This is a genomic window from Nocardia altamirensis NBRC 108246, assembly GCF_001612685.1.
Taxonomy (GTDB): Bacteria; Actinomycetota; Actinomycetes; order Mycobacteriales; family Mycobacteriaceae; genus Nocardia; species Nocardia altamirensis.
In genome coordinates, this window is sequence record NZ_BDAY01000107.1 from 16,697 (window position 1) to 36,111 (window position 19,415).

Genomic DNA, 19,415 nt, shown 5'->3' on the forward strand with positions numbered 1-19,415 from the left:
GTGTCGGCAAACCCTTGGCTATGATCTGTCGGACCGAGTCACTATCCTGCGAGGATGGTCAGCACTGATTCGGCTCTGCGCCGCCTCCTGCGCGATACGGGAAAATTGCTGCAGCCGTACGGTTTTGACGGCTCCGAGCCGTCCTGGGTGCGGGTCGAGCCCGACGGCGTCGCCTCGATCACTCGCACCAGGGTCACCCGCACCTGGACCGCTGGCCAGCAAGTGCTCGGGTTCAACTTGCGCCTCAACGCGACCCCACGGTCGTGGTGGGAATTCAGCAACTGGCGCAACGCCAGGCTCGGCCTGTCGGCCACACCGCTGGAGAAGGCGAGCGGCCCAGGCCTGCTCGAAACGAACGGCCTACCGGACGAATTGACCACGGCGTGGTCGGTCCGCACCGGCACCACACAACCGGGCCAGCATGTCCTGCAGGCCGACATCGACGCGATCCGAGCGCAACTACCGCGCCGCGTCCACGCCTACGCCCGCCGCGCTATCCGATTGCTCGAACCCGACCACTACCTCGACGAACTCCTGACCCACCCCGACCCCGAGCTCAGAACCTGGGAAGCGATCGTCGTCCTACTCGCCGACCGCGGCCCATGCCCGGACCTGGACACCGCGATCGACCGACTCCGCGAATGTTCGGCGGCACAGGACGCGTCGATCTACGCCGAAGACGCCATCACCTACGCACACTCCCGAGCCGCCCTCACCTGAACACCGGTGCTCGGACGTCACCGAGTGCCGGAACCGGCGATCACGGTTGGCCGGCTACCGAAACGGTCTCGCCGACATCAACATCGACGCGATCGCCGCGGACATCGGCTGGTTCGGCCAAGCCCGGGGCGTTGGATCGGCGCAGGCCCGCCGCCAACATCAGTGCTGCCGCACCCCGTTTCCGGGAAGCGCCGACCGCACCAGCTCCGCCACCCGCCGAGCGCGCGACCCGGCCAGGTCGAAGACGTAGTCACCGTGACGGGTGTAGATACCTAGTCGTGGGTACAGCGAGCGGTGCAGGACGCCTTTCCGCGGGTGGCCGTCGGCTCCGGCGCGCGGAGGTAATTTGCGGGCGTCGGTGATATCGGCAATGTCGATGCCGAGCACGATGTCTCGGCCCCACGCCTTCTTCTCGACGGCGGAGGCGACGAAGACGATCCCCACCCGGTACACGAACAGCCGTCCCGCGACCGCGCCCCTGGCGGACAACTCGTGCGCCCGCTCGTCGGTGTCGGGGTCATACACCCACGCCGCCGACCACGACCCGATCGGTGCGACGCCCTCGACCATCCGCGCGGACTCCCCGGCATCGCGAACACCGGCCCGATCCAGGATCGCGGGCAACACCTTCGCGCGAATCCCCGTGGCCCCGCCGCTCTTTCCGCTCCGGTACCAGCGTGGCCCCCACCAGGTCGGCACATGCACCATCCCGGCCACCACCAGAGCCGCTCCGAACAGCATCGGCAGTCCGACCACCGCGGTCACCAGCCCGAACAACCCCGGCGCGACGCGCTGCGCCAAACTGAGCGCGCCGCCGCCGAAGATCAGCAACCCCAGCCCCGGGACGAGGGCGAACAGCAACCTGCGTCCGCTCGCATCCCGAACCCACCCGCGCGCCCGAGGCGAACGCCCCCGCCACACCCACCCGGCCGTCAGCACCAGCAGTGCACCCGATACAACAATGACCAACTCAGCGAACATATCTGGTACCCGATCGGATTCATTCGTTCATCACTCTGCGCCAGGCGACGTCGGTGGCGAATGGACTCGTGTCCCGGATCTGGTTGCCGTACAACACAACTGATCCGGCTCCTGGCATATAGTTTGCCCCCGGCACCCCTGGGCGCATCGGTGAAACTACTCGAATCCGAATGCGCAGTCCCACTAGTTGATCCGGCTACCGAACCGTCGCGCTGTCGCCGAACAGGCGCATCACGCATCAATTCCGGTCTCTTCTGGGCTCGCGCTTTCGGGAGTTATGTACGGATTCGCTCGGCGCGTGTGGCGTGGATCACATTTCGATTTCCGTGGAACCTGGCACGAACTTGCGCGTCTAAATCCATGACAGGCAACACCATTCGAGACAGGGGAGTTCTATGAGGTTGCGCATGACCATGGTCTTGGCTTCCGCCGCGATCGCGGGTTCGGGGCTGATCGGCGCGGAGGCGGCAGCGAGTCCGACCGTTCTCGGCGTGCAGGCGCCCGCACGCGTCGTCGACGGACCGAACAACGGGTGCGTGCCGCCCCCGCTGGGCGAGGACGGCAAACCACTGCCGCCGCCGAAGGGACCCGATGGTCGTCCGCTGCCGCCCCCGTCCGATCTCAACGGTTTGCCCTGCCCGCCTCCGGGTCAGGCCTGACGGAGGCACCGGTCCGGCGGGCCCGAGACAGGCGATCTGGGCCCGCCGGGCACACCCGCCTCCCAGGCGGCGAGGCCGTCGCTCTTCTCGGCTCCCTCACCGCCACCGCCCGCCGAGGGTCCTGAGTCTCGTGCTGCCGGGCCGAGAAACGCACGCTGACTACGACAGCGTCCCGGCCTAGGCTCGGGCCGTGCATCTGGAACTGATCACCATCGTCGTCGCCGACTACGACCCGGCCATCGACTTCTTCGTCACCGCACTGGGATTCGAGCTCATCGAGGATTCACCGGCGCACACCAACGACGGCAGGCCGAAGCGATGGGTCGTGGTGCGCCCACCCGCGGCGACCACCGGGATCCTGCTGGCCAGAGCCGACGGTCCGCACCAGCTCCCGGCCATCGGAAACCAGGTCGCGGGCCGCGTCGGCTTCTTCCTGCGCGTCGACGACTTCGCCGCCGAACACCAGCGAATGCTTTCTGCCGGTGTGCAATTCGTCAGCCAACCGCGCACCGAGCCCTACGGTCAGGTCGCGGTCTTCCTCGACATCTCCGGCAACCGCTGGGACCTGCTCGGCCCGGCAACGCCCTGACCTCGAGCCGCGGCGACCGGATCCAACCCCGTCACGGCTGCTACTTCGGCGGATGCGCCGCGAGGTTGTCGATGATCAGGCCGATGGTGAAGTCGAACCGATCATGTCCGCTACCGGAGGTGAGTTCGGCTGCATAGCGGCGCGTATGCGGGAAACGATCGGCGGGCAGGGCGCTGAACCGTTCGACGAGCTCCTCGCGGCCGAGCACCCAACTGTCGTCGGCGTTGCGTTGCCGCTGTTGGACGAGTGCGTGTTCGAGCGCGTAGGCATTGACGTAGAGGGTGAGGGCGTCGAGAACCCATGCGGCGGTGTGCGGTTCGATCCCTCCGGCCAGCAGGATCCCCAGAATTCCTTCGCTGACCCGCAGAGTTTCGAGATGGGTCGGCACCATGGCCAGCGCGGCACGCGAGATGCCGGGGTAGGTCGAATACAGGTCACGCAGCTGGGCGTACACGTCGAGAATCTGCTCGCGCCACGCGTCCGGATCGGGTTCGGGGAGCGCAATTTCGGCACAGAGCCTGCCGATGAGCAGATCGTCGAGGTCGTCCTTGTTGAGGATGTGCGCGTACAACGAGGACGGCCCCGTGTTGAGCACGGCCGCGACCCGGCGGATCGTCAGCGCGTCGTACCCCTCGGCGGCGATGACCTGCAACGCGGCATCGGTGATCCGGTCGGCAGTGATGGGTGCCTTGCGCGGTGACGCCGGCGCGGAGTGCGCGTCCGGTTGCGCGTGGCGAGCCGCGCGGCGCTGTCTGGGGGCGGAGGGCATGGCGACAACTATAACTTGGCACGAACTAAGTTCGATAAACAGAACATGGTTCGTGACTGCCAAGGCTGCTGTGATCACCGGAACCCAGCCGCCCCATCGAGATCGGCTTCGCCGTCACGCACCAACTGACCGAGCAGGGCGTTCGCGGTGCATGCTGTTCGGCCGCCTGGCGGGATCGAACTTCCGAATGGTCAGGGGTTGCGGCGGCGGACGGTGCGCTCGAGGATCCCGAGAGTGGCTTTGAGGGCGGATTCGGGGACTACCGGGAAGGTGAGGCGCGCCTTCCAGTCCGGGTGGACTTCGGACCAGTCGTAGTACGAGGTGACCAGGGTGCCGTCGCCGGTGGGCTCGAGGCGGTAGCCGTAGACGTGGCGGGCATGTGGTCGGACCCTGGTGCCTTCGACGGTCCAGGCGATCTCCTTGTCCTGGTTGAACTTTGTGATGACGACCTCGACCTCGTATCGGCCCAGCGGAACATCGCCGAGAGCTTCGCGGTCCATCTGGACCAGGAAGCGATCGCCGGGCCGGGTGACCGGGTCGCCTTCGGCGTCGATGAGCATTCCGGAGGCGTCGATGTCCACGTGGCCTTTCGGGTCGGTGAGGACCGCGAAGAGGGCTGCGGCCGGGGCGGGGATCATGCGTGAGACCTCGATCCGTTCGCTGCCCGGTGTTTCCGCGGTCGCGGTGAGTACCGCGCGACCGAGGATGTGACCCGACATGGTGAAGCCGAGCAGGGCGGGGGTGGCGTCGGCAGGGACGCCGGTGGAATCGACGTCGAGAGCGTGGACCACGACGAAATAGCGATGCGGCCCATGCCCGGCAGGCGGTGCGGCGCCGAGGAATTGGGTTGCGCGCGCGTCGTTGGGCAGCTGATAGGCGCCCTCGGGCAGGCCCGAACCGGTGTCGTCGCCCGCACCCTCGGGGAGTTCGGTGACGGTGGCGGGGATGTCGGCGACGGCCCAGTGCCAGAACCCGGAGCCGGTGGGGGCGTCGGGGTCGTAGACGGTGACGGCGTAACTCTTGGTGCCTGCCGGCGCGCCACTCCAGGACAGCTGGGGGGAGCAGGTCTACGCACACCTGCGGGGTGCGATCATGCGCGGGGACCACGCCCCCGGCGACGCCCTGAAACCACAGGACCTCGCGAAGGAACACGGCGTGAGCTTGGCCGTCGTCCGCGAAGCCCTCGTGCGGTTGGTCGGCGAAGGCCTCGCCGACCGGCTGCCCAATCGCGGCTTCGCCGTCCCCGCGTACTCCGATCGCCGCTGGCAAGACATCGCGGAGGCGCGCCGGACCATCGAACCGGTCCTGCTCCGGATGTCCATCGAGCGCGGCGACCTCGACTGGGAGACGCGCGTGCGGGCCACCCACCACCGGCTGTCTCGCACGCCGGCACGGGTGCCCGAGGAGGGCAAGCACTACAGCGAGGCGTGGGCCGAAGCGCACCGGATCTTCCACCGCACCCTGCTGGAAGGCTGCGGCAATCCCGTCCTGCTGCAGACCTTCGACCGCATGTGGACCGCGAGCGAGCTGGCTCGCCGCTGGTCGGGACTGCGCAACCCCGACCGGGACGGCGAGGACGAACACCGCAGGCTGGAGGAAGCCGCGTTGGCCCGCGACGCCGACACTGCCGCAGCGACATTGGCGCGCCATCTCACGTTGACCGCGGCCGGACTGACCGACGACAACACGGCGTACTGAGACTGGCCTGGATACGCCGCGAGTTCTTAGGACAGAACCTGACCGCCGCTGCTGCGATAGTGGGTCGCGTGCCACACGACATCGACATCGCCGATCGGGCGCCAGCATGACCGTTCTGAACACCAGAGCACTCAGCCGCGCAACGCTCGCCCGGCAGCTGTTGCTCGATCGCGCCGACCTGCCGGTGCTCGACGCGGTCGCGCATCTGTGCGGGCTGCAGGCCCAAGAACCGCAGGAACCGTTCATCGGACTCTGGTCGCGGCTGCGTGGTTTCGCGCCCGCGGCGCTGTCGGAGGAACTGATCGGGCGACGCGTGGTGCGCGGTCATTTCATGCGACGCACCGTCCACCTGCTCACCGCCGAGGACGCACTGGCTTGGCGCGCCCGCCACGATGCCATGCTGCGCCAACGGGCACTGGGCCCCTACCGCAGTGAGTTGGCGGGGGTGGATCTCGAGGAGCTCGCCGCTAGGGGCCGGACGCTGCTGGACGGCGGCGAACCGCGCTCGATGAGCGAGCTCGGACGGGCGCTCTCCGCCCGCTGGCCCGCTTCCGGCCCGCGGGCACTCGGCGAAATACTCATTGCCGCACTGGTTCCCGTCGTGCAGCTGCCGCCACGCGGGCTATGGCGCACGAACGGGGGAGCGCGCTACCAGCTGCTGTCGTCGTGGCTCGGACGCGAGATCGACCCGCCCGCCGAGGACGGGTCCGATCCGGTCGGCCAGGCGCTCGTGCGGCGCTACCTGGCCGCGTTCGGACCCGCGACCTCGGCCGACCTGCGCGCCTGGTGCGGTCTGGCCGGACTGCCCGCGGCCATCGCCGCGGTCCGCGAAGAACTGATCACCTTCCGTGACGAGAACGGCCGCGAACTGCTCGACCTCCCCGATGCACCACGACCCGACCCGGACACCCACGCTCCGGTGCGTTTCCTGCCCGCGTTCGACAACGCGATCCTCGGCTACCAAGACCGCAGCCGGATCATCGATGACGAACATCGCGGACTGTCGGTGGCAGGCGCACGCGTCGTCCTGCTCGACGGACGGGTCGCGGCGACCTGGAATGTCAAGGACGACACCGTCATTGTCGACCCACTGCGTCGGTTCTCCCGCGCCGAGCGCACCGCCGTCACCGAACAGGGCCAGGAACTGGCGTTGTTCCTCTCCGACAACGACAGCCAACGCGTCCAGATTGCCGGCTGACACAGTGGGGAGCCGCCGACGTGAAAGACGGTCAGAGCGCTGCCGCCATCGAAGGCAGCGCTCTGACCGTCTTTCACAGGCGGCAGCGACGGACTGCGCGCGGATGGGCTATGCTCGTCGGCGATGACTACCGGGACTGCCTTGCGGCGCACACGGATTGGTGACCCGGTGCTCTTCTGAGCGCCGTGCGGGCCGATAGGTGCCCGCTGTTGGATCGCGGAACGCGGGTAGCGCGTGCTCCGCCTCCGTCGTATTGATCACAGCTTCGACAGATCAACTACGACAGGACAATTCATGCCATCCACAACTCTGCAGATGCCCACCGCCGACGGCCGTGCCGACGCCTTCGCCGCCTTCCCCGACGACGGCAAGCAGCACCCAGGGGTGCTGCTGTACATGGACGTCTTCGGCGTGCGGCCCGTGTTGGAGCAGCGCGCCCGCGAACTGGCCGAACACGGGTATTACGTGCTCGTCCCCAACGTCTACTACCGCCACGGCGCCACACCGCTGGTCGAGCTTCCCGAACACATCAGCAACGACGCCCGGATCGCGATCGTCGAGCAGCTGATGCCGTTCGTCGAGGCGCACACCGTCGACCGGGTCCTACGTGACGCCGACGCCTACATCAGCTTCCTCACCGCCCAACCCGAGGTCAGCGCCGGACCGGTTGCCGCGATCGGCTACTGCATGGGTGCTGTTCTCGCGTTGCGCACCGCGGCAGCCAACCCCGACCGGGTGGCCGCCGTCGCCGGATTCCACCCGGGCCTCCTGGTCACCGACGCGCCAGAAAGCCCACATCGCCTCGCCCCCAAGCTGACTGCCCGAATCCACCTGGCCCACGCCGAACCCGACATGACACCCGAGGCCATCGCCGAACTCGACCAAGCGTTGGACGCCGCAGGTGTCGACTACACCTCCGAGATCTACCCGGGCACCGTGCACGGCTTCACCATGTCCGACACCATTGCCTTCAACCCTGCTGCCCTGCAACACCATTGGGATCGCCTGATCCCGCTCCTCGCAGGCACCCTGACCGCCCGGTGATCGGTGGCACCGCCGGATAACGGTGTCGCCAAGAATGTTTCAGAGTTGCTGGACGCGCAGCACGCCGGTCAGTAACGGCAGGGTGAACTCGTCGTCAGCCGTCTCCGGTGTGCTCGCCAGGAACGCGCGGATCCGGTCGAGAAGGGCCCGGCGTTGCTGTCCGGGCATGACCAGCACCCCGGCCCTCGTCGCGAGCGTCGCGACGAGGGAGTCCGCGGTGCGACGCTGACCGTGCGAGAACTCGGCCCGCTCCGGTCCGCCGAACCGCGCGGGCACACCGGTGCGGGGAAGGTGCAAACCCGCGGTCGCGTCGCGCCAACTGCTGAACGTGTCCCGCGCGCCGATGGCTGCGGTTCCGCTGACCCGCTCGAGTCCGGCAACCCAGTCGACACGGTCGTCCATGACGTTCCACAGTCCGGCCAGGATGCCGCCGGGCACAAGGACTCTCGCAATTTCGGGCCCCGCGACGGCCATGTCGAACCAGTGCAGGGCGTTTCCGGCCAGCACGGCATCGACGGACCCTTCGGCAGCGGTATCATCTCGGCACTACCCGGCAGTGCATGGACGGCCGGCCACCTGCGGCGCAGCTCGGCCAGCATCGCCGGGTCGGGCTCGACCGCGCTGACCTCGGCACCCAGCGCGACCAAAGTCCCTGTCAACTTGCCGGTTCCGGCACCGAGGTCGAGCACGCGCAGGCCGGGCGCGGGCGCCAGTGCCCAGCGCACCGCCTCCGGCGCGTAGTCCGGGCGATGCTCGGCGTAGGCGGGGGCCGCCGCGCCGAACGACGAGGCCAGCCGGAGCCGTGCGTACTGTTCCATGTTGTCGAGCCTCTCTATGCCGGAGATATGCACTGCGGCAATGTGATCGGAGGCCCGGCGGCCCTCCGCGAAGCCGTTCGAGTTCGCTGTACGCGCGCTGTGTGGGGATCGCGGTCGGGGACTGGTTCACTTGTCGCCCGGAATGATCGGGAGCGTGATCGAGGAGGGGTGCGCCGGATCGTGGTAGATGCGCTGGTTGGCGATTCGAATCTCGTCGCTGGTGCCAAAAGCCGTGCCGGTGTTGGGATTCGGCGCGTACTGCGGATAATCACTGGAGGAGATCTCCAGCCGGATCTTGTGCCCGGCCCGGAACATGTTGGAAGTCGGCCAGATCTTGATCGTGTACTTGTAGATCTCGCCCGGCACGATCGGTGTCGGTTGACTGGACGACTCCCGGAAACTGGCCCGCAAGATCCCGTTGTTCAGATTGCGTGCGGTGCCGTCGGGATGGACATCGACGAGTTTGGCCGTCCAGTCGGTGTCGACAGCCGACGAGGCGGCATACAACTCGACACTGATCGGGCCGGTCACCCTGGTGTCGGCGGACAGCGGCGCGCCCGTGTACACCAGCACATCCGGGCGCGCCTCGACGACCTGCTGATCGTAGGGCCCCTGCTGCCCGCCGGTGTTGTCACAGCACGAGTGCCCGCCGACCGACGGCACGGGATTGCCTGGATCATAGGTGAATTCGTCGGCGGGCTGACCGGACGCGGGCGCTGTGGCGGTGAGCTTGCCGTCGCCGAGGAGCGAGGCCGCATGCCCGTCGCTGCTGAGGAAGTACTTGGTGAACTCGGTGCCGGGGATCGGCCACGCCGACGCCTGCCGCCACACGTTGGAGCCCATCTCGAAATAGTCCACCGCGGCACGACCGTCGCTGGGCCGTCCTTTGAGATGTTGGTCGAACCAGGCCAAAAGCCTTTCCGCCAAGGGATATTCGCCGGCCTTCCCGATGGCGGCCAGCATCGGTGACGGCCGGTAGTCCTTGGCGGGCGGGCGACTGTAGGACTTGTGATCCCACGGTCCGATCACGATGCGCTGCTGGGCCCGCGCTTCCGGTGACCCGCCTGCGGTCGTCATGCCGGTGAAGTTGCGGATGGTGCCGTCCAAGAACGCGTCATACCAGCCGCCGATGTGCAGCGCAGGCACCGTGATCGTCGAATGGTGGCGTTCGGGTGCCAAGCGAGTCCAGTAGTCGTCGTTGGTCGAGTGCTGGATCCAGTCGAAGTAGTACGGCGCGACCTTCGGATCACCCGGCTTGAAAGGCGGAAAGTTGTTGTAGGGCCGGTGCCGCAGCCACTTGGCGATGTCCAGGTAGGCCGCGTCGAGCTCCTTGACCAGCGCGGTGTCACCTCGGTTGGCGGCCGCGCCGCGGATGATGGTGTGCATCGCCCACGGCTCGACGAACCCGAGCCGGAACTGCCCGCCCTCATAGGTCCAGCCCTCGTAGTAATCACTGGAGGTGTTCATCGGGACGATGGTGGTCAGATGCGGCGGTGCGGCCGCGGCCGCCAACCATTGCGTGGCCCCGAGGTAGGACGACCCGTACATCCCGACGTTGCCGTTGGCGCCGGGCAGCGCCGCGGCCCACTCCACCGAGTCGTAGCCGTCGTCCACCTCTTGGGTGAACTCGTAGAAGGTGCCTTTGGAGGCGTACTGGCCGCGAACGTCCTGATGCACCACCAGATAACAGTTGGTGGCCAGCCAATGCGGCGACATGTAGCGGTAGGGCTGGAGTGCCGCCACGTCCTTGCCGTATTGGTTGCGGATCAGCACCACCGGCACCGGCTCGTCGGTCTTCGGACGATAGATGTCGGCATAGAGCACGGTGCCGTCGCGCATCGTCGCCGCCACGTTGACCTCTTTGACGACCTCGCAGGTGGCGGCCTGCCGGTCCGGTGGCGCACACGCCGTCATGGTGAACAACAGCGTCGCAGTGACCAACAGCGTTGTGGCGACAGTACTTCCACTGATCGTGAACTTCATCGACCCTCCCCGCGTCCTTGTCGCGGTCAGCGGCAACAGACTGCGCCGGAGGGCCGGTCCGTCGCCGTTGACGGCAACCGGCGGACCGCGAACTTTCCCCGTCGGATCCTCGCGCCCAGAACCGTACCCGCGCGTCGGGCACCCGGTCGAGACCCGAAAAGCCCCGGCTGCCGGAGCCGCGCGGTTTCTCGATCGCGCGCGCCGAAGTTGGGTACGTAGCGACCCGAAGTGCGGAATCATTGTTTCCACCTGGGTGATTAGGAGGCTCCGTGATGTCGCAGCCGACTATCTGGCGCGAAAGCCGCCGTCGGAGTGGGTTTTTGGCGGCCGTTCTGGCGCTGGTGCTGGCGTATGCCGTCTCGATGGGGGCGTCGGCGACCCGGGCTGCGGCGCAGCCTGCGGGTCTGACGCCGCAGCAACTGGCGGGACAGCGGGTGATCTACTCCTATCCCGGCCTGACTCCGCCGCAGTCCCTGTTCGACGACATCCGCGCGGGCCGGGCCGCCGGGGTGATCTTCTTCGGGGACAACATCTCCAGTACCGACCAGATCGCCGGGGTGGTCGCCCGGCTGCGGCAGGCGCAGGCCGAAAGCCCGATCCCGGTGCCGCTGTTGTTGATGACCGACCAAGAGGGCGGGGTCGTGCGACGGCTACCTGGCGAACCAGTGCGCTCGGCCAAGCAAGTCGGCCAGTCCGCCGACCCGGTGGGCGCCGCCCTCGACGCGGGACGCGCGGCGGGGGCGAATCTGCGCGGGGTCGGCATGAACGTCAACCTTGCCCCGGTGCTCGATGTCTTCGACACGCCAGGCAATTTCATCGACCGCACCCAACGCTCGTTCAGTGACAACCCCTTCGTCGTCGCCGCGCTCGGGTCCGCGTTCACGGTCGCGCAACAGGCGACCGGTGTCGCCGCCACCGCCAAACATTTCCCCGGCCTCGGCACGGCGCCCGCAGGCCAGAACACCGACACCGGCCCGGTCACTCTCCCGGTGAGCCAGTCCAGGCTGCACTCGGTCGACGAGATTCCCTACCCGGCAGCCATAGCCGCCGGCGTCAAGCTGGTGATGATGTCGTGGGCGATCTATCCGGCCCTCGACGCCGACCATCCCGCGGGCCTGTCGCCGACGATCGTCGATCGGGAATTGCGCGGCCGCAACGGTTTCCGCGGCGTCACCATCACCGACGCGATCGAGGCCGAGTCGCTGAACTCGTTCGGCACCACGGGCGAGCGGTCCGTGGCCGCGGCACTGGCCGGAATGGACCTGATCCTGTGCTCGGCACGCGACACCACCCAGGGCACGGACGCGACCACCGCGTTGGCCGACGCCTACACCACCGGCCGACTCGACCCGCTGGCGTTCACCGCGGCCGTCGACCGCGTCACCGCGCTACGCGCCGGGCTCCCGTGAACGAGAATGTCGGTGGGTATCGGTAGCGTCACTGGCGTGGAAACAGGGGAACGTATCCAAGAACTCGCGGACCGCATCGTCGCGCTGCGCGACGCCTACTACCAGGGCTCGCCGCTGGTCGCCGACGCCGAGTACGACGCGATCGAAGACGAGCTGCGCGGCCTGATCGAGGCGAACCCCGACCTCGCGCCGGACCCGAACCCGCTCGACGAGGTCGGCGCACCCGCGGTGCTGCACGCTCCGATCCGGCACTCGCGCCCGATGCTGTCGCTGGAGAAAGCGACCAAGCCCGAGCAGGTCGTCGCGTTCTTCGGTCGGTTTCCCGGCCAATCGGTGGTCGTGATGCCGAAGCTCGACGGCTTGTCGCTCGCCCTGGTCTTCGAGGACGGGCGGCTGGCTCGTGCGGTGACCCGCGGCGACGGCACCACCGGCGACGACGTGACCATGCTCGTGCGCGCGCTGGTCGACGGCGTCCCCGAGCGGATCGACACCCAGGGACGCGTCGAGGTCCGCGGCGAGGCAGTGATGCTGCGGTCGACCTTCGCCGCCTACAACACCGCGCATCCGGACAAGCCGCTGATCAACCCGCGCAACGCCGCAGCGGGCACGCTGCGCGCGAAGGACCCGGCCACGGTCGCCGAGCGACGCCTGCAATTCTTCGGCTTCGACCTCGATGCCCCCACCGACGATGCCGCGGTCGATCTCGAAGAGGGACTGCGCGCGCTGGGGATCGCGGGCGCCCAGATGCGCCACTGCGCCGACGCCGAGCAGGCCCAGGCCGCGATCACCGCGATCGAACAAGGCCGCAACCAACTCGACTACGACCTCGACGGCGCAGTCCTGCGGCTGGCGGACCGTGACGCCTACGCGGCCGCAGGAACTCGGTCGAACTCCCCGCGTGGCGCGCTGGCGTTCAAGTTCGCCGCCGAGGAGAAGACGACGTTGCTGGTCGATGTGGTCTGGGACGTCGGCAAGACCGGCAAGATCGTCCCGGTCGCCTGGTTGGAGCCGGTGTTCGTGGGCGGAACGACGGTCACCCGCGCCACGCTGGCCAATCAAGAGGTGATTCGCGCCCGCGACATCAAGGTCGGCGACACGGTGCTGGTGCGCCGCGCGGGCGATGTGATTCCGTTCGTGGCAGGCGTGCTCGACGCCGCCAAACGGACCGGCCAGGAGCGCGAGATCGTGCCGCCCACCGTGTGCCCCTCGTGCGAGCAGCCGGTCACCGAACAGGGCAACAGTCGAGAACTGTTCTGCACCAACGCTTCCTGTCCCGCGCAGACGGTGCGCAGGCTCATCCACTGGGCGTCACGGGCCGCGGCCGACATCGACGCCATCGGGCAGAAGTGGATCGAGCGACTCGCCGAGGCAGGCATCCTCGACAGTCCCGCGGACTTCTACACGCTCACCAAAGAACGGCTGCTCGAATTCGACGGAATCGCCGAGGTATCGGCCGCGCGGATGATCGAGTCGATCGATGTCAGCCGCCAGGTCGGGTTGCGGCGCGCACTGATCGGGCTGGCGATCCCGATGGCCTCCGACGGCACCGCCGCCCGCCTGGCCCGTGCGGGCTTCGGCTCGCTGGAAGAGGTCGCCGACGCGGGCGAGGAACGCCTCGTCGCCGTGGAGGACATCGGCCCGAAGGTCGCCGCCTCGCTGGCCGCGCACCTCACTCGCCTGCGCCCGGAACTGGAGCGACTGCGCAAGGCAGGTGTCTCCCTCGATGTGCGCGCCGAAGACCTCCCGCCGGTCGTCGCGGCCGGTGCGCCGCTGGCAGGTAAGACGGTGGTGATCACCGGCGCCATCAGCGACCCACGTTCCGGTGAAAAGGTCGCGCGCCCGACATTCCAGCGGCTGTGCGAAAAGGCAGGCGCGACAGCGGCATCCTCGGTCTCGGCCAACACCGACATGCTCATCACCGGCGCCGGCGTCGGCGACAGCAAACTGACCAAGGCGGAAAAACTCGGCGTCGAGGTCGTCGACCAGGGCGAGATCTGGACCCTGCTCATCGCCGCCAAGGTCCTATAGGGCCGCGCCGTGTCGGACGGTGAGCGCCGGGTCCGGGAGTATTTCGACGGGAAGCCGCATTCCCTCGACATCTTCCAGTTGCTGCGCGGGCTGATCGAACAGCAGGGCCCGTGCGAGATGAGCATCGCCTCGCAGATCTCCTTCGGCGTCACCCGGAAGTTCGCGTGGATCTGGCTGTACAACATCACCGGGGCCAATCCCGAAGGGACCGTGCAGATCATGCTCGCGATGAACGAGGAGCGCGACGAGCCGCCGGTCTACCGCGTCACGCCGATCGGAAAGTCGCGATGGAACCACCTGATCGTCGTGCACTCGATGGACGAAGCACGGGATCCACGGCTGCGCGCACTGATCAGGGAGGCCTACCGCTACGGCAGTGCGTGAGCGGCGGCGCGGCTGCTCAGCGACGCGTAGACGATCGACGCGGCAAACAACGCGACCAGCCCAATTCCCATGGCGGGCACGGCGATCGACTGCGCAACATTCAGGTACTCCGGCGTGCGGCTGTTGTATCCGTCCACGCCGAGCAGTCGCCCGGCAGGTGACTGCCAATCATCGGCGTCGCCGCCGTCGGGCATGAACCAGCAAAAAGCCGTCAGCCCCACCAGATACACCCACAGCAGCGTCAGCACAACGCTCCGGCCAACCGTGCCAGCCGCCGCGAAAGAGCTGGTAGCGGAGAACATCCCCCGCGCCATCCAACCCGACGCAGCCAAACACATCAGCCAGACCGGTGCGCCGAAGACGAACAGAAAAACGAAAATCCACCCGGGATCCACCAGCAGCCGCGCCGCCAGATCCACCACCTGAACCACCAGAACCGCCGCCGCGGTGACGACCGCCCACGTCCGCATCCCGTCCATCACCGCCACCCTTCCCGCACTCGAGTCCTTTGCTTGCGACTTCGAGTGTGCGCCGCCGCCGCGACCGGATCATGAGTAGTCCTACCGCCCGACGCGCAGTACTTCCACGACCCGCGCGGCGGCGGCAGCGCACTGCAGCGTCAGGCGCGGGCGAAAGTGGGCAGGCGCAACGCGGTGTGGGCGGGGCGCTCGAGGTCGGCAGACAGCGAGGTGAGGTCGAGGAGGGCGGCGTTGCGCTCGGCAAGCGCCTCGGGCGTGCCGGGGAACATGCTCGCGTTGCCCTCGGTGACCAGTGCCTGGTTCAGGGCGACGAACGGACGGGTGGCCTGCTCGTAGGCGGCGAACGCTGTGCTGTGATCAGCGGCGGTGGCTAGCTCACCGGCGAGCATGTACGCACCGACCAGAGCGAGGCTGGACCCTTGACCCGTCAGGAACGACGGGGCATGAGCCGCATCGCCGACGAGGGCGACGCGGCCCGCGGACCAGCGGGGGAGATGGATCTGGCTGACCACGTCGAAGAACAAGTCGTCGGCGGTGCGCATCGCGGCGACCATCCGCGGAATCTGCCAGGTGTCGTCGGTGAAGACCGACGCGACGAGCTCACGTTGGGCGGCCGGGTCGCGGAAGGCGTCCAACGGGGCCTCTGCCCGGGTGAAACTGAGGAAACCATGCAGGTTTTCGCCCTCGTCGACGGCATAGAGCACGGCGGCCCGGCCTGGCACATTCCAGATCACACCCTCGTGCGACAGGCCGAAGTCGTTGCGCATGGTGAACCCGGCGAAGCAGTAGCCGAGGTAGCGGTGGAATTGGTCTTCGGGTCCGAAGGTGAGTGCACGGACATTCGAGTGCAGCCCGTCGGCGCCGATCACCAGGTCGAACCGCCGGCGGCTGCCGCTGCGGAAAGTCACCTCGACGCCGTCGGCATGGTCGTCGAGGGCGGCGATGGTGTCGCCGAACAGGAATTCGACGTCGTCGCGAACGGCCGCGTACAGGGCCGCGGTGAGGTCCCCGCGACGTATCTCGATGTCGCGACCTGCGGCACCGCCCGTCATGGCCTCCGGCCGGATCGTGGTGATCGGGCTGCCGTCGGGGTGGAGAAAGCTGATCGCGCGGGTATTCACATGGGCGGCACGCAATTCCGGCAGCAGGCCCATCTGGTCGACCACGTCCAACGCGGTGCCGCGAATATCGATGGGGTAGCCACCGCCGCGCAGGGCTTCGGCCTTCTCGACGACCGTGACGTCGAAGCCGTAGCGGCGCAGCCAGAAGGCCAGTGCGGGGCCTGCGATGCTGGCGCCGGAGATCAGGACTGTCTTGCTCATGTCCACTCCTCAAACTGTATAGCTAACTCAGGTATGCTTTTTGAACCCGTGCTGGCCTGCATTAATCCGGCCAGCCCTCGCCACTGTATACCTAAGTTAGGTAAGTAAGGAAGAGATGGGCGACGAGAACCACGGCCACATCGACGCGGCGGCGGTGCTGCCACGCCTGATGCAGTTCAACACCGTGCTCAATCGCAGCCGGTTGGCCGAGCGGGCGATGGACCGGGTCGGTATCCCGCTGGACCGCCCCGGACTGACGGTGCTCGTCACGCTGCGCATGGCAGGAGAACCGCTGCGCGTCGGCGAGATTGCCACCCGCATGCAAGTGGTCGGACCGCACGTCACCCGGCACCTGCACGAACTCGAACGGCGCGGGCTGGTGCGCAGGGTGACCGACCCGAGCGACCAGCGCGCCCGCCTGATCGAGCTGACGGCCGAAGGCAGCGGGGCGGCGAGCCGCTACCTGGAGTCGATGGTGGACTGGTTCACCGACGCGCTGGTCGACTGGTCCGACGAGGACCGGCAAACCCTGGGCCGTCTGCTCTCCCGGTTCGTCGACGACTTGACGGCGGGCCTCGCCGCCATCGATGACCAAGCGACTTGATCGGCGCCGGTTCGCGGGTGACAGCAGACCACCAGTTCACGGTGTCGGGTCATGGACCGGCGGAAGGCGTGCCGACACGGCTGACATGATCTCGGTGTGAACCTACGATTCGGTATTCAGTTGGCGCCGACCGTGACCGAGCTGCCGCAGCTACGTGCGATGGCCACGGTGGCAGACCGGGAAGGCCTGGACCTGCTCGGCATCCAGGATCACCCGTACTCGGGCGGACTGGCCGACACGTTCGCGGTGATCGCCACGGTGCTGGCCGAAACCCAACGGCTGCGGGTGTTTCCGGATGTGGCCAGTCTGCCGTTGCGCGGGCCCGCGATGCTCGGGAAGCAAGCCGCGACCTTGGATCTGCTCAGCGGCGGACGATTCGAACTCGCGCTGGGCGCCGGCGCGTTCTGGCCCGCGATCGGCGCCATGGGCGGCCCGGTGCGCTCGAATCCCGAAGCGCTGCAAGCACTCGAGGAAGCCACCGCGATCATCCGCGCCATGTGGCATCCCGGCACGAAAGCGAAAGTCGAAGGCGCGCACTACACCGTCAAAGGTGTGCAGTCCGGACCCGCGCCCGCGCATCCGGTCGGAATCTGGTTCGGCAGTGTCGGCCCGAAAGCCAACGCGCTCACCGGGCGCATCGCCGACGGGTGGGCCGCACCTATCCCGCACTACCTGCCCTACGAGAAATGGCAAGCGACACAAGACATCATCTCGACCGCAGCGATCGACGCGGGACGCAACCCGGCCGACATCACCCGGATGGCCCAACTCGTCGGAACGATCACCGACACTGCAGGACCGGTCACGCTGCGCGGCGAGGAACCGATTCGCACCGACGCCGCAGGCTGGGCCCGCATCCTTGCCGATCTCGCCACCGAAACCGGCTTCGACACCTTCGTGTACTGGCCGGAGTCCGCCGACGACACCCAACTCCGCCGCTGGATCGGTGACGTCGTCCCCGCCACCCGCGCCTTGTGCGCCTGACAGTCGAAATCCGTTCGGGGGAGACACGATCGGAGTCGGACCGCCCCGTGCTGCCGTGTGGTCTGATCGGCGTACAGACCCCAGGGAACCGCTCTGTCAGACTCGGTGCATAGACACGAATTAGCGCTAGGAGCCGAGGTGCCCGACCAACAGGCGTATGACGCGAGCATCTTGGATCCAGCCCGCCTTCGTTCTTATGCGCGCAAGATTGCCGCACAAGTGCAAGGCCGCCGACCCACTGTCACCCATCAATACCGCGGAATTGTGACCAGGGGCTGGATCATCAGCAACTACCGCGAAGAAGGGGCGCGTGACTCGGGGAGGTACAACAGTTGGGAAGCCGGCCATCTGTTCTTCCTGCGCGAGGACGGCGAGCTGATGCGCGGGCAGTATCAGGTAACCACCGAACGATACGACGATGCCTGCGATCCACTGCGTACTCCGGACTGCTTCGAACTCGAGTTCCTCGCAGACAGTGACATGACGTGGCTCGATCGACCACCCGTCGAACAGCACTATCGCAAAGTCCGCTCCTCCAGCGGCGAGCGAGAAGAGATGCGCGCCAAGTACTACCTCAGGGTGCACGCGAAAGGTGTCGGGCTGTCTGTCGCGCTCAAGCGATTGACCTGATGCGATTGCTCGATGTCCCAACCTTGTGCGGTTGCGTCGCCTGAAAAGGCGGAACCGCTTGGCGCACCGCAGTAAACAGAGGACACACTCATGGAAACATTCTCTGAGGCCGATTACCGACGCACATGCACCTCGGATGCCGGACAGCAACTGGAGGAATTGGCGCATCGCGTCGCTCGGGATCGCGCCACAACTCTCCGTGGGGTGAACCATGCCGGCATTCGTGGGTGGGAAATCGCGCGGCGCTTCACGCTGATCGGCTACCCGACAACCGGCAGCGACTCCTGGAGAAAGTTCTTCTCGGTTGCCGTCCTCGGCCGAGACGGCCGGTTGTACACCATGACCGAAGCCATGGACGTGGAAGGCAAACTCGTCAAGGAATCCGTTTCTGTCGAGCCGATGGGGCCGGCGCACTACGAAGAATGGGACGCCCACTACGTCACGGTGGACGAGCCGCGCGGGACCGAACGCTACACGCGCGCTTCCTCTTTCGACAGCCGGTACACAGGTCGCCTGACGGAGGCGCTACGACAGTTCGACAACCAAGACCACACCGAGCTTCGCGCAGCCAGCCTTCGGGGCAATACACGGCGTGTCGGCACAGAGATGTGGGAGGTTGCCAAATTCGCGGTGCCAACAGCGCTGCTGGCACCCCTCGTCTATTTTGTGCTGCTCGGAACGTGGAGCACCGAATACATGAAACCGCTGGATTGGAACAACCCACACCCGCAACCCGAGACAGCCGGAGTGGATGCGTTCGTGCTCACCTTCGTCCTCGTCGTGTGCATGCTCCTTTGTCTCGGCGGACTCGGCCTCGCCTTTCCGTATCCCACTGACCAAGAGGTCTTTTCGATTCCTGCCGCGTGCGGCGTGGCTGTCGGCGTTGCGGCGTTCTTCTATCAGGTGTTCAGCGGGTCGGGCGGTATGGCCAGTTGGTTCTGGCCGCCACTTTTCGCGGTGCTCGGCCATCTCGCCTACGGCCTGTACCGCCAGACCAGAACCATCGGCTAGCGACCGGCGTGGGTCAGAGGTGGTCGCGGACTATGGCAATGACGTCAGCCGGGCGGCTCAGGAACGGGCAGTGACTGCCCGGCCTGATTCGCCCCTGCTGTCGAC

Annotated in this window: 19 protein-coding genes and 2 pseudogenes; 13 read left to right on the plus strand and 8 right to left on the minus strand. The window is 67.3% G+C overall.

All coding sequences use genetic code 11. The annotated features are described in order from the left end of the window. Window positions 1-54 precede the first annotated feature (54 nt). Window positions 55-720, plus strand: a complete 666-nt coding sequence (locus tag NA11_RS39495; protein ID WP_069167219.1) for a hypothetical protein — start codon at window positions 55-57, stop codon at window positions 718-720. A gap of 159 nt (window positions 721-879) precedes the next feature. Here the strand turns inward: NA11_RS39495 and NA11_RS39500 are convergent, their stop codons facing one another. Next, window positions 880-1,689: a hypothetical protein gene (locus tag NA11_RS39500; protein ID WP_141718107.1), complete on the minus strand. Its 810-nt coding sequence runs from the start codon at window positions 1,687-1,689 to the stop codon at window positions 880-882. A gap of 419 nt (window positions 1,690-2,108) precedes the next feature. Here NA11_RS39500 and NA11_RS39505 point away from each other — a divergent pair, with 419 nt between their 5' ends. Both NA11_RS39505 and NA11_RS39510 read left to right on the plus strand, forming a co-directional pair. Beyond that, window positions 2,109-2,360, plus strand: coding sequence for a hypothetical protein (locus NA11_RS39505; RefSeq protein ID WP_245746531.1), 252 nt, complete (start codon window positions 2,109-2,111; stop codon window positions 2,358-2,360). Window positions 2,361-2,550: 190 nt separating this feature from the next. Further along, window positions 2,551-2,949 (plus strand): VOC family protein, encoded by a 399-nt coding sequence (locus NA11_RS39510; RefSeq protein ID WP_069167222.1) that lies wholly within the window; start codon window positions 2,551-2,553, stop codon window positions 2,947-2,949. Window positions 2,950-2,989: 40 nt separating this feature from the next. On the opposite strand, the gene NA11_RS39515 is transcribed toward NA11_RS39510, so the two are convergent. The 3 genes and pseudogenes from NA11_RS39515 to NA11_RS46915 form a co-directional block, all read right to left on the minus strand. Further along, window positions 2,990-3,718 carry a TetR/AcrR family transcriptional regulator gene (locus NA11_RS39515; RefSeq protein ID WP_069167223.1) on the minus strand — a complete coding sequence of 243 codons (729 nt, stop codon included), beginning with the start codon at window positions 3,716-3,718 and terminating at the stop codon, window positions 2,990-2,992. Window positions 3,719-3,909: 191 nt separating this feature from the next. Beyond that, window positions 3,910-4,371: an SRPBCC family protein gene (locus NA11_RS46470; RefSeq protein ID WP_281197174.1), complete on the minus strand. Its 462-nt coding sequence runs from the start codon at window positions 4,369-4,371 to the stop codon at window positions 3,910-3,912. Window positions 4,372-4,380: 9 nt separating this feature from the next. Further along, window positions 4,381-4,779, minus strand: a pseudogene (locus NA11_RS46915) (YbhB/YbcL family Raf kinase inhibitor-like protein); the annotation flags it as partial. 31 nt (window positions 4,780-4,810) lie between these two features. On the opposite strand from NA11_RS46915, the gene NA11_RS39525 reads away from it, so the two are divergent. From NA11_RS39525 to NA11_RS39535, 3 genes are all read left to right on the plus strand, one after another. Beyond that, complete coding sequence (locus NA11_RS39525) at window positions 4,811-5,416, plus strand: GntR family transcriptional regulator (RefSeq protein WP_084655480.1); 606 nt, start codon at window positions 4,811-4,813, stop codon at window positions 5,414-5,416. A gap of 106 nt (window positions 5,417-5,522) precedes the next feature. Beyond that, window positions 5,523-6,614, plus strand: a complete 1,092-nt coding sequence (locus tag NA11_RS39530; RefSeq protein ID WP_069167225.1) for a winged helix DNA-binding domain-containing protein — start codon at window positions 5,523-5,525, stop codon at window positions 6,612-6,614. Window positions 6,615-6,908: 294 nt separating this feature from the next. After that, window positions 6,909-7,658 (plus strand): dienelactone hydrolase family protein, encoded by a 750-nt coding sequence (locus tag NA11_RS39535; RefSeq protein ID WP_069167226.1) that lies wholly within the window; start codon window positions 6,909-6,911, stop codon window positions 7,656-7,658. A 39-nt stretch (window positions 7,659-7,697) separates the two neighbouring features. Here NA11_RS39535 and NA11_RS47275 read toward each other — a convergent pair. Together NA11_RS47275 and NA11_RS39545 are read right to left on the minus strand one after the other, a co-directional pair. Then, window positions 7,698-8,476: pseudogene (locus NA11_RS47275) on the minus strand (class I SAM-dependent methyltransferase). Between the two features lie 126 nt (window positions 8,477-8,602). After that, window positions 8,603-10,459 carry a CocE/NonD family hydrolase gene (locus NA11_RS39545; RefSeq protein ID WP_084655478.1) on the minus strand — a complete coding sequence of 619 codons (1,857 nt, stop codon included), beginning with the start codon at window positions 10,457-10,459 and terminating at the stop codon, window positions 8,603-8,605. A 272-nt stretch (window positions 10,460-10,731) separates the two neighbouring features. Between NA11_RS39545 and NA11_RS39550 the strand changes: the two genes are divergently transcribed. From NA11_RS39550 to NA11_RS39560, 3 genes are read left to right on the plus strand one after another with little or no spacing between them, the layout of a single operon-like run. Beyond that, the gene (locus NA11_RS39550; protein ID WP_069167227.1) at window positions 10,732-11,868 is read left to right on the plus strand and encodes a glycoside hydrolase family 3 N-terminal domain-containing protein; all 1,137 of its coding nucleotides are present in this window, start codon (window positions 10,732-10,734) and stop codon (window positions 11,866-11,868) included. A 36-nt stretch (window positions 11,869-11,904) separates the two neighbouring features. Further along, window positions 11,905-13,896 (plus strand): NAD-dependent DNA ligase LigA, encoded by a 1,992-nt coding sequence (gene ligA / locus NA11_RS39555; RefSeq protein ID WP_141718108.1) that lies wholly within the window; start codon window positions 11,905-11,907, stop codon window positions 13,894-13,896. Between the two features lie 9 nt (window positions 13,897-13,905). Continuing rightward, window positions 13,906-14,280, plus strand: coding sequence for a DUF5655 domain-containing protein (locus tag NA11_RS39560; protein WP_069167229.1), 375 nt, complete (start codon window positions 13,906-13,908; stop codon window positions 14,278-14,280). On the opposite strand, the gene NA11_RS45315 is transcribed toward NA11_RS39560, so the two are convergent. Together NA11_RS45315 and NA11_RS39570 are read right to left on the minus strand one after the other, a co-directional pair. Beyond that, window positions 14,265-14,768: a hypothetical protein gene (locus NA11_RS45315; RefSeq protein WP_069167230.1), complete on the minus strand. Its 504-nt coding sequence runs from the start codon at window positions 14,766-14,768 to the stop codon at window positions 14,265-14,267. The two genes, NA11_RS39560 and NA11_RS45315, sit on opposite strands and share 16 nt — an antisense overlap. A 131-nt stretch (window positions 14,769-14,899) precedes the next feature. Continuing rightward, window positions 14,900-16,081, minus strand: a complete 1,182-nt coding sequence (locus NA11_RS39570) for an FAD-dependent monooxygenase (protein ID WP_069167241.1) — start codon at window positions 16,079-16,081, stop codon at window positions 14,900-14,902. A gap of 115 nt (window positions 16,082-16,196) precedes the next feature. On the opposite strand from NA11_RS39570, the gene NA11_RS39575 reads away from it, so the two are divergent. The 4 genes from NA11_RS39575 (at window position 16,197) to NA11_RS39590 (ending at window position 19,310) form a co-directional block, all read left to right on the plus strand. Then, the gene (locus tag NA11_RS39575) at window positions 16,197-16,685 is read left to right on the plus strand and encodes a MarR family winged helix-turn-helix transcriptional regulator (protein WP_069167231.1); all 489 of its coding nucleotides are present in this window, start codon (window positions 16,197-16,199) and stop codon (window positions 16,683-16,685) included. 96 nt (window positions 16,686-16,781) lie between these two features. After that, window positions 16,782-17,669, plus strand: a complete 888-nt coding sequence (locus tag NA11_RS39580; protein ID WP_069167232.1) for an LLM class flavin-dependent oxidoreductase — start codon at window positions 16,782-16,784, stop codon at window positions 17,667-17,669. A 138-nt stretch (window positions 17,670-17,807) separates the two neighbouring features. Then, the gene (locus NA11_RS39585; protein ID WP_141718110.1) at window positions 17,808-18,299 is read left to right on the plus strand and encodes a hypothetical protein; all 492 of its coding nucleotides are present in this window, start codon (window positions 17,808-17,810) and stop codon (window positions 18,297-18,299) included. Window positions 18,300-18,503: 204 nt separating this feature from the next. Continuing rightward, entirely contained in the window at window positions 18,504-19,310 is an 807-nt protein-coding gene (locus NA11_RS39590; protein ID WP_069167234.1) for a hypothetical protein, read from the plus strand. Window positions 19,311-19,415: the final 105 nt, after the last annotated feature.

What these genes read in the sequence shown, in the direction of transcription:
- NA11_RS39495 (WP_069167219.1), top strand. Translation starts at nt 55, where the DNA reads ATGGTCAGCACTGATTCGGCTCTGCGCCGCCTCCTGCGCGATACGGGA.
- NA11_RS39505 (WP_245746531.1), top strand. Translation starts at nt 2,109, where the DNA reads ATGACCATGGTCTTGGCTTCCGCCGCGATCGCGGGTTCGGGGCTGATC.
- NA11_RS39515 (WP_069167223.1), bottom strand. Translation starts at nt 3,718, where the DNA reads ATGCCCTCCGCCCCCAGACAGCGCCGCGCGGCTCGCCACGCGCAACCG.
- NA11_RS39525 (WP_084655480.1), top strand. Translation starts at nt 4,811, where the DNA reads ATGCGCGGGGACCACGCCCCCGGCGACGCCCTGAAACCACAGGACCTC.
- NA11_RS39530 (WP_069167225.1), top strand. Translation starts at nt 5,523, where the DNA reads ATGACCGTTCTGAACACCAGAGCACTCAGCCGCGCAACGCTCGCCCGG.
- NA11_RS39535 (WP_069167226.1), top strand. Translation starts at nt 6,909, where the DNA reads ATGCCATCCACAACTCTGCAGATGCCCACCGCCGACGGCCGTGCCGAC.
- NA11_RS39545 (WP_084655478.1), bottom strand. Translation starts at nt 10,459, where the DNA reads ATGAAGTTCACGATCAGTGGAAGTACTGTCGCCACAACGCTGTTGGTC.
- NA11_RS39550 (WP_069167227.1), top strand. Translation starts at nt 10,732, where the DNA reads ATGTCGCAGCCGACTATCTGGCGCGAAAGCCGCCGTCGGAGTGGGTTT.
- NA11_RS39570 (WP_069167241.1), bottom strand. Translation starts at nt 16,081, where the DNA reads ATGAGCAAGACAGTCCTGATCTCCGGCGCCAGCATCGCAGGCCCCGCA.
- NA11_RS39575 (WP_069167231.1), top strand. Translation starts at nt 16,197, where the DNA reads ATGGGCGACGAGAACCACGGCCACATCGACGCGGCGGCGGTGCTGCCA.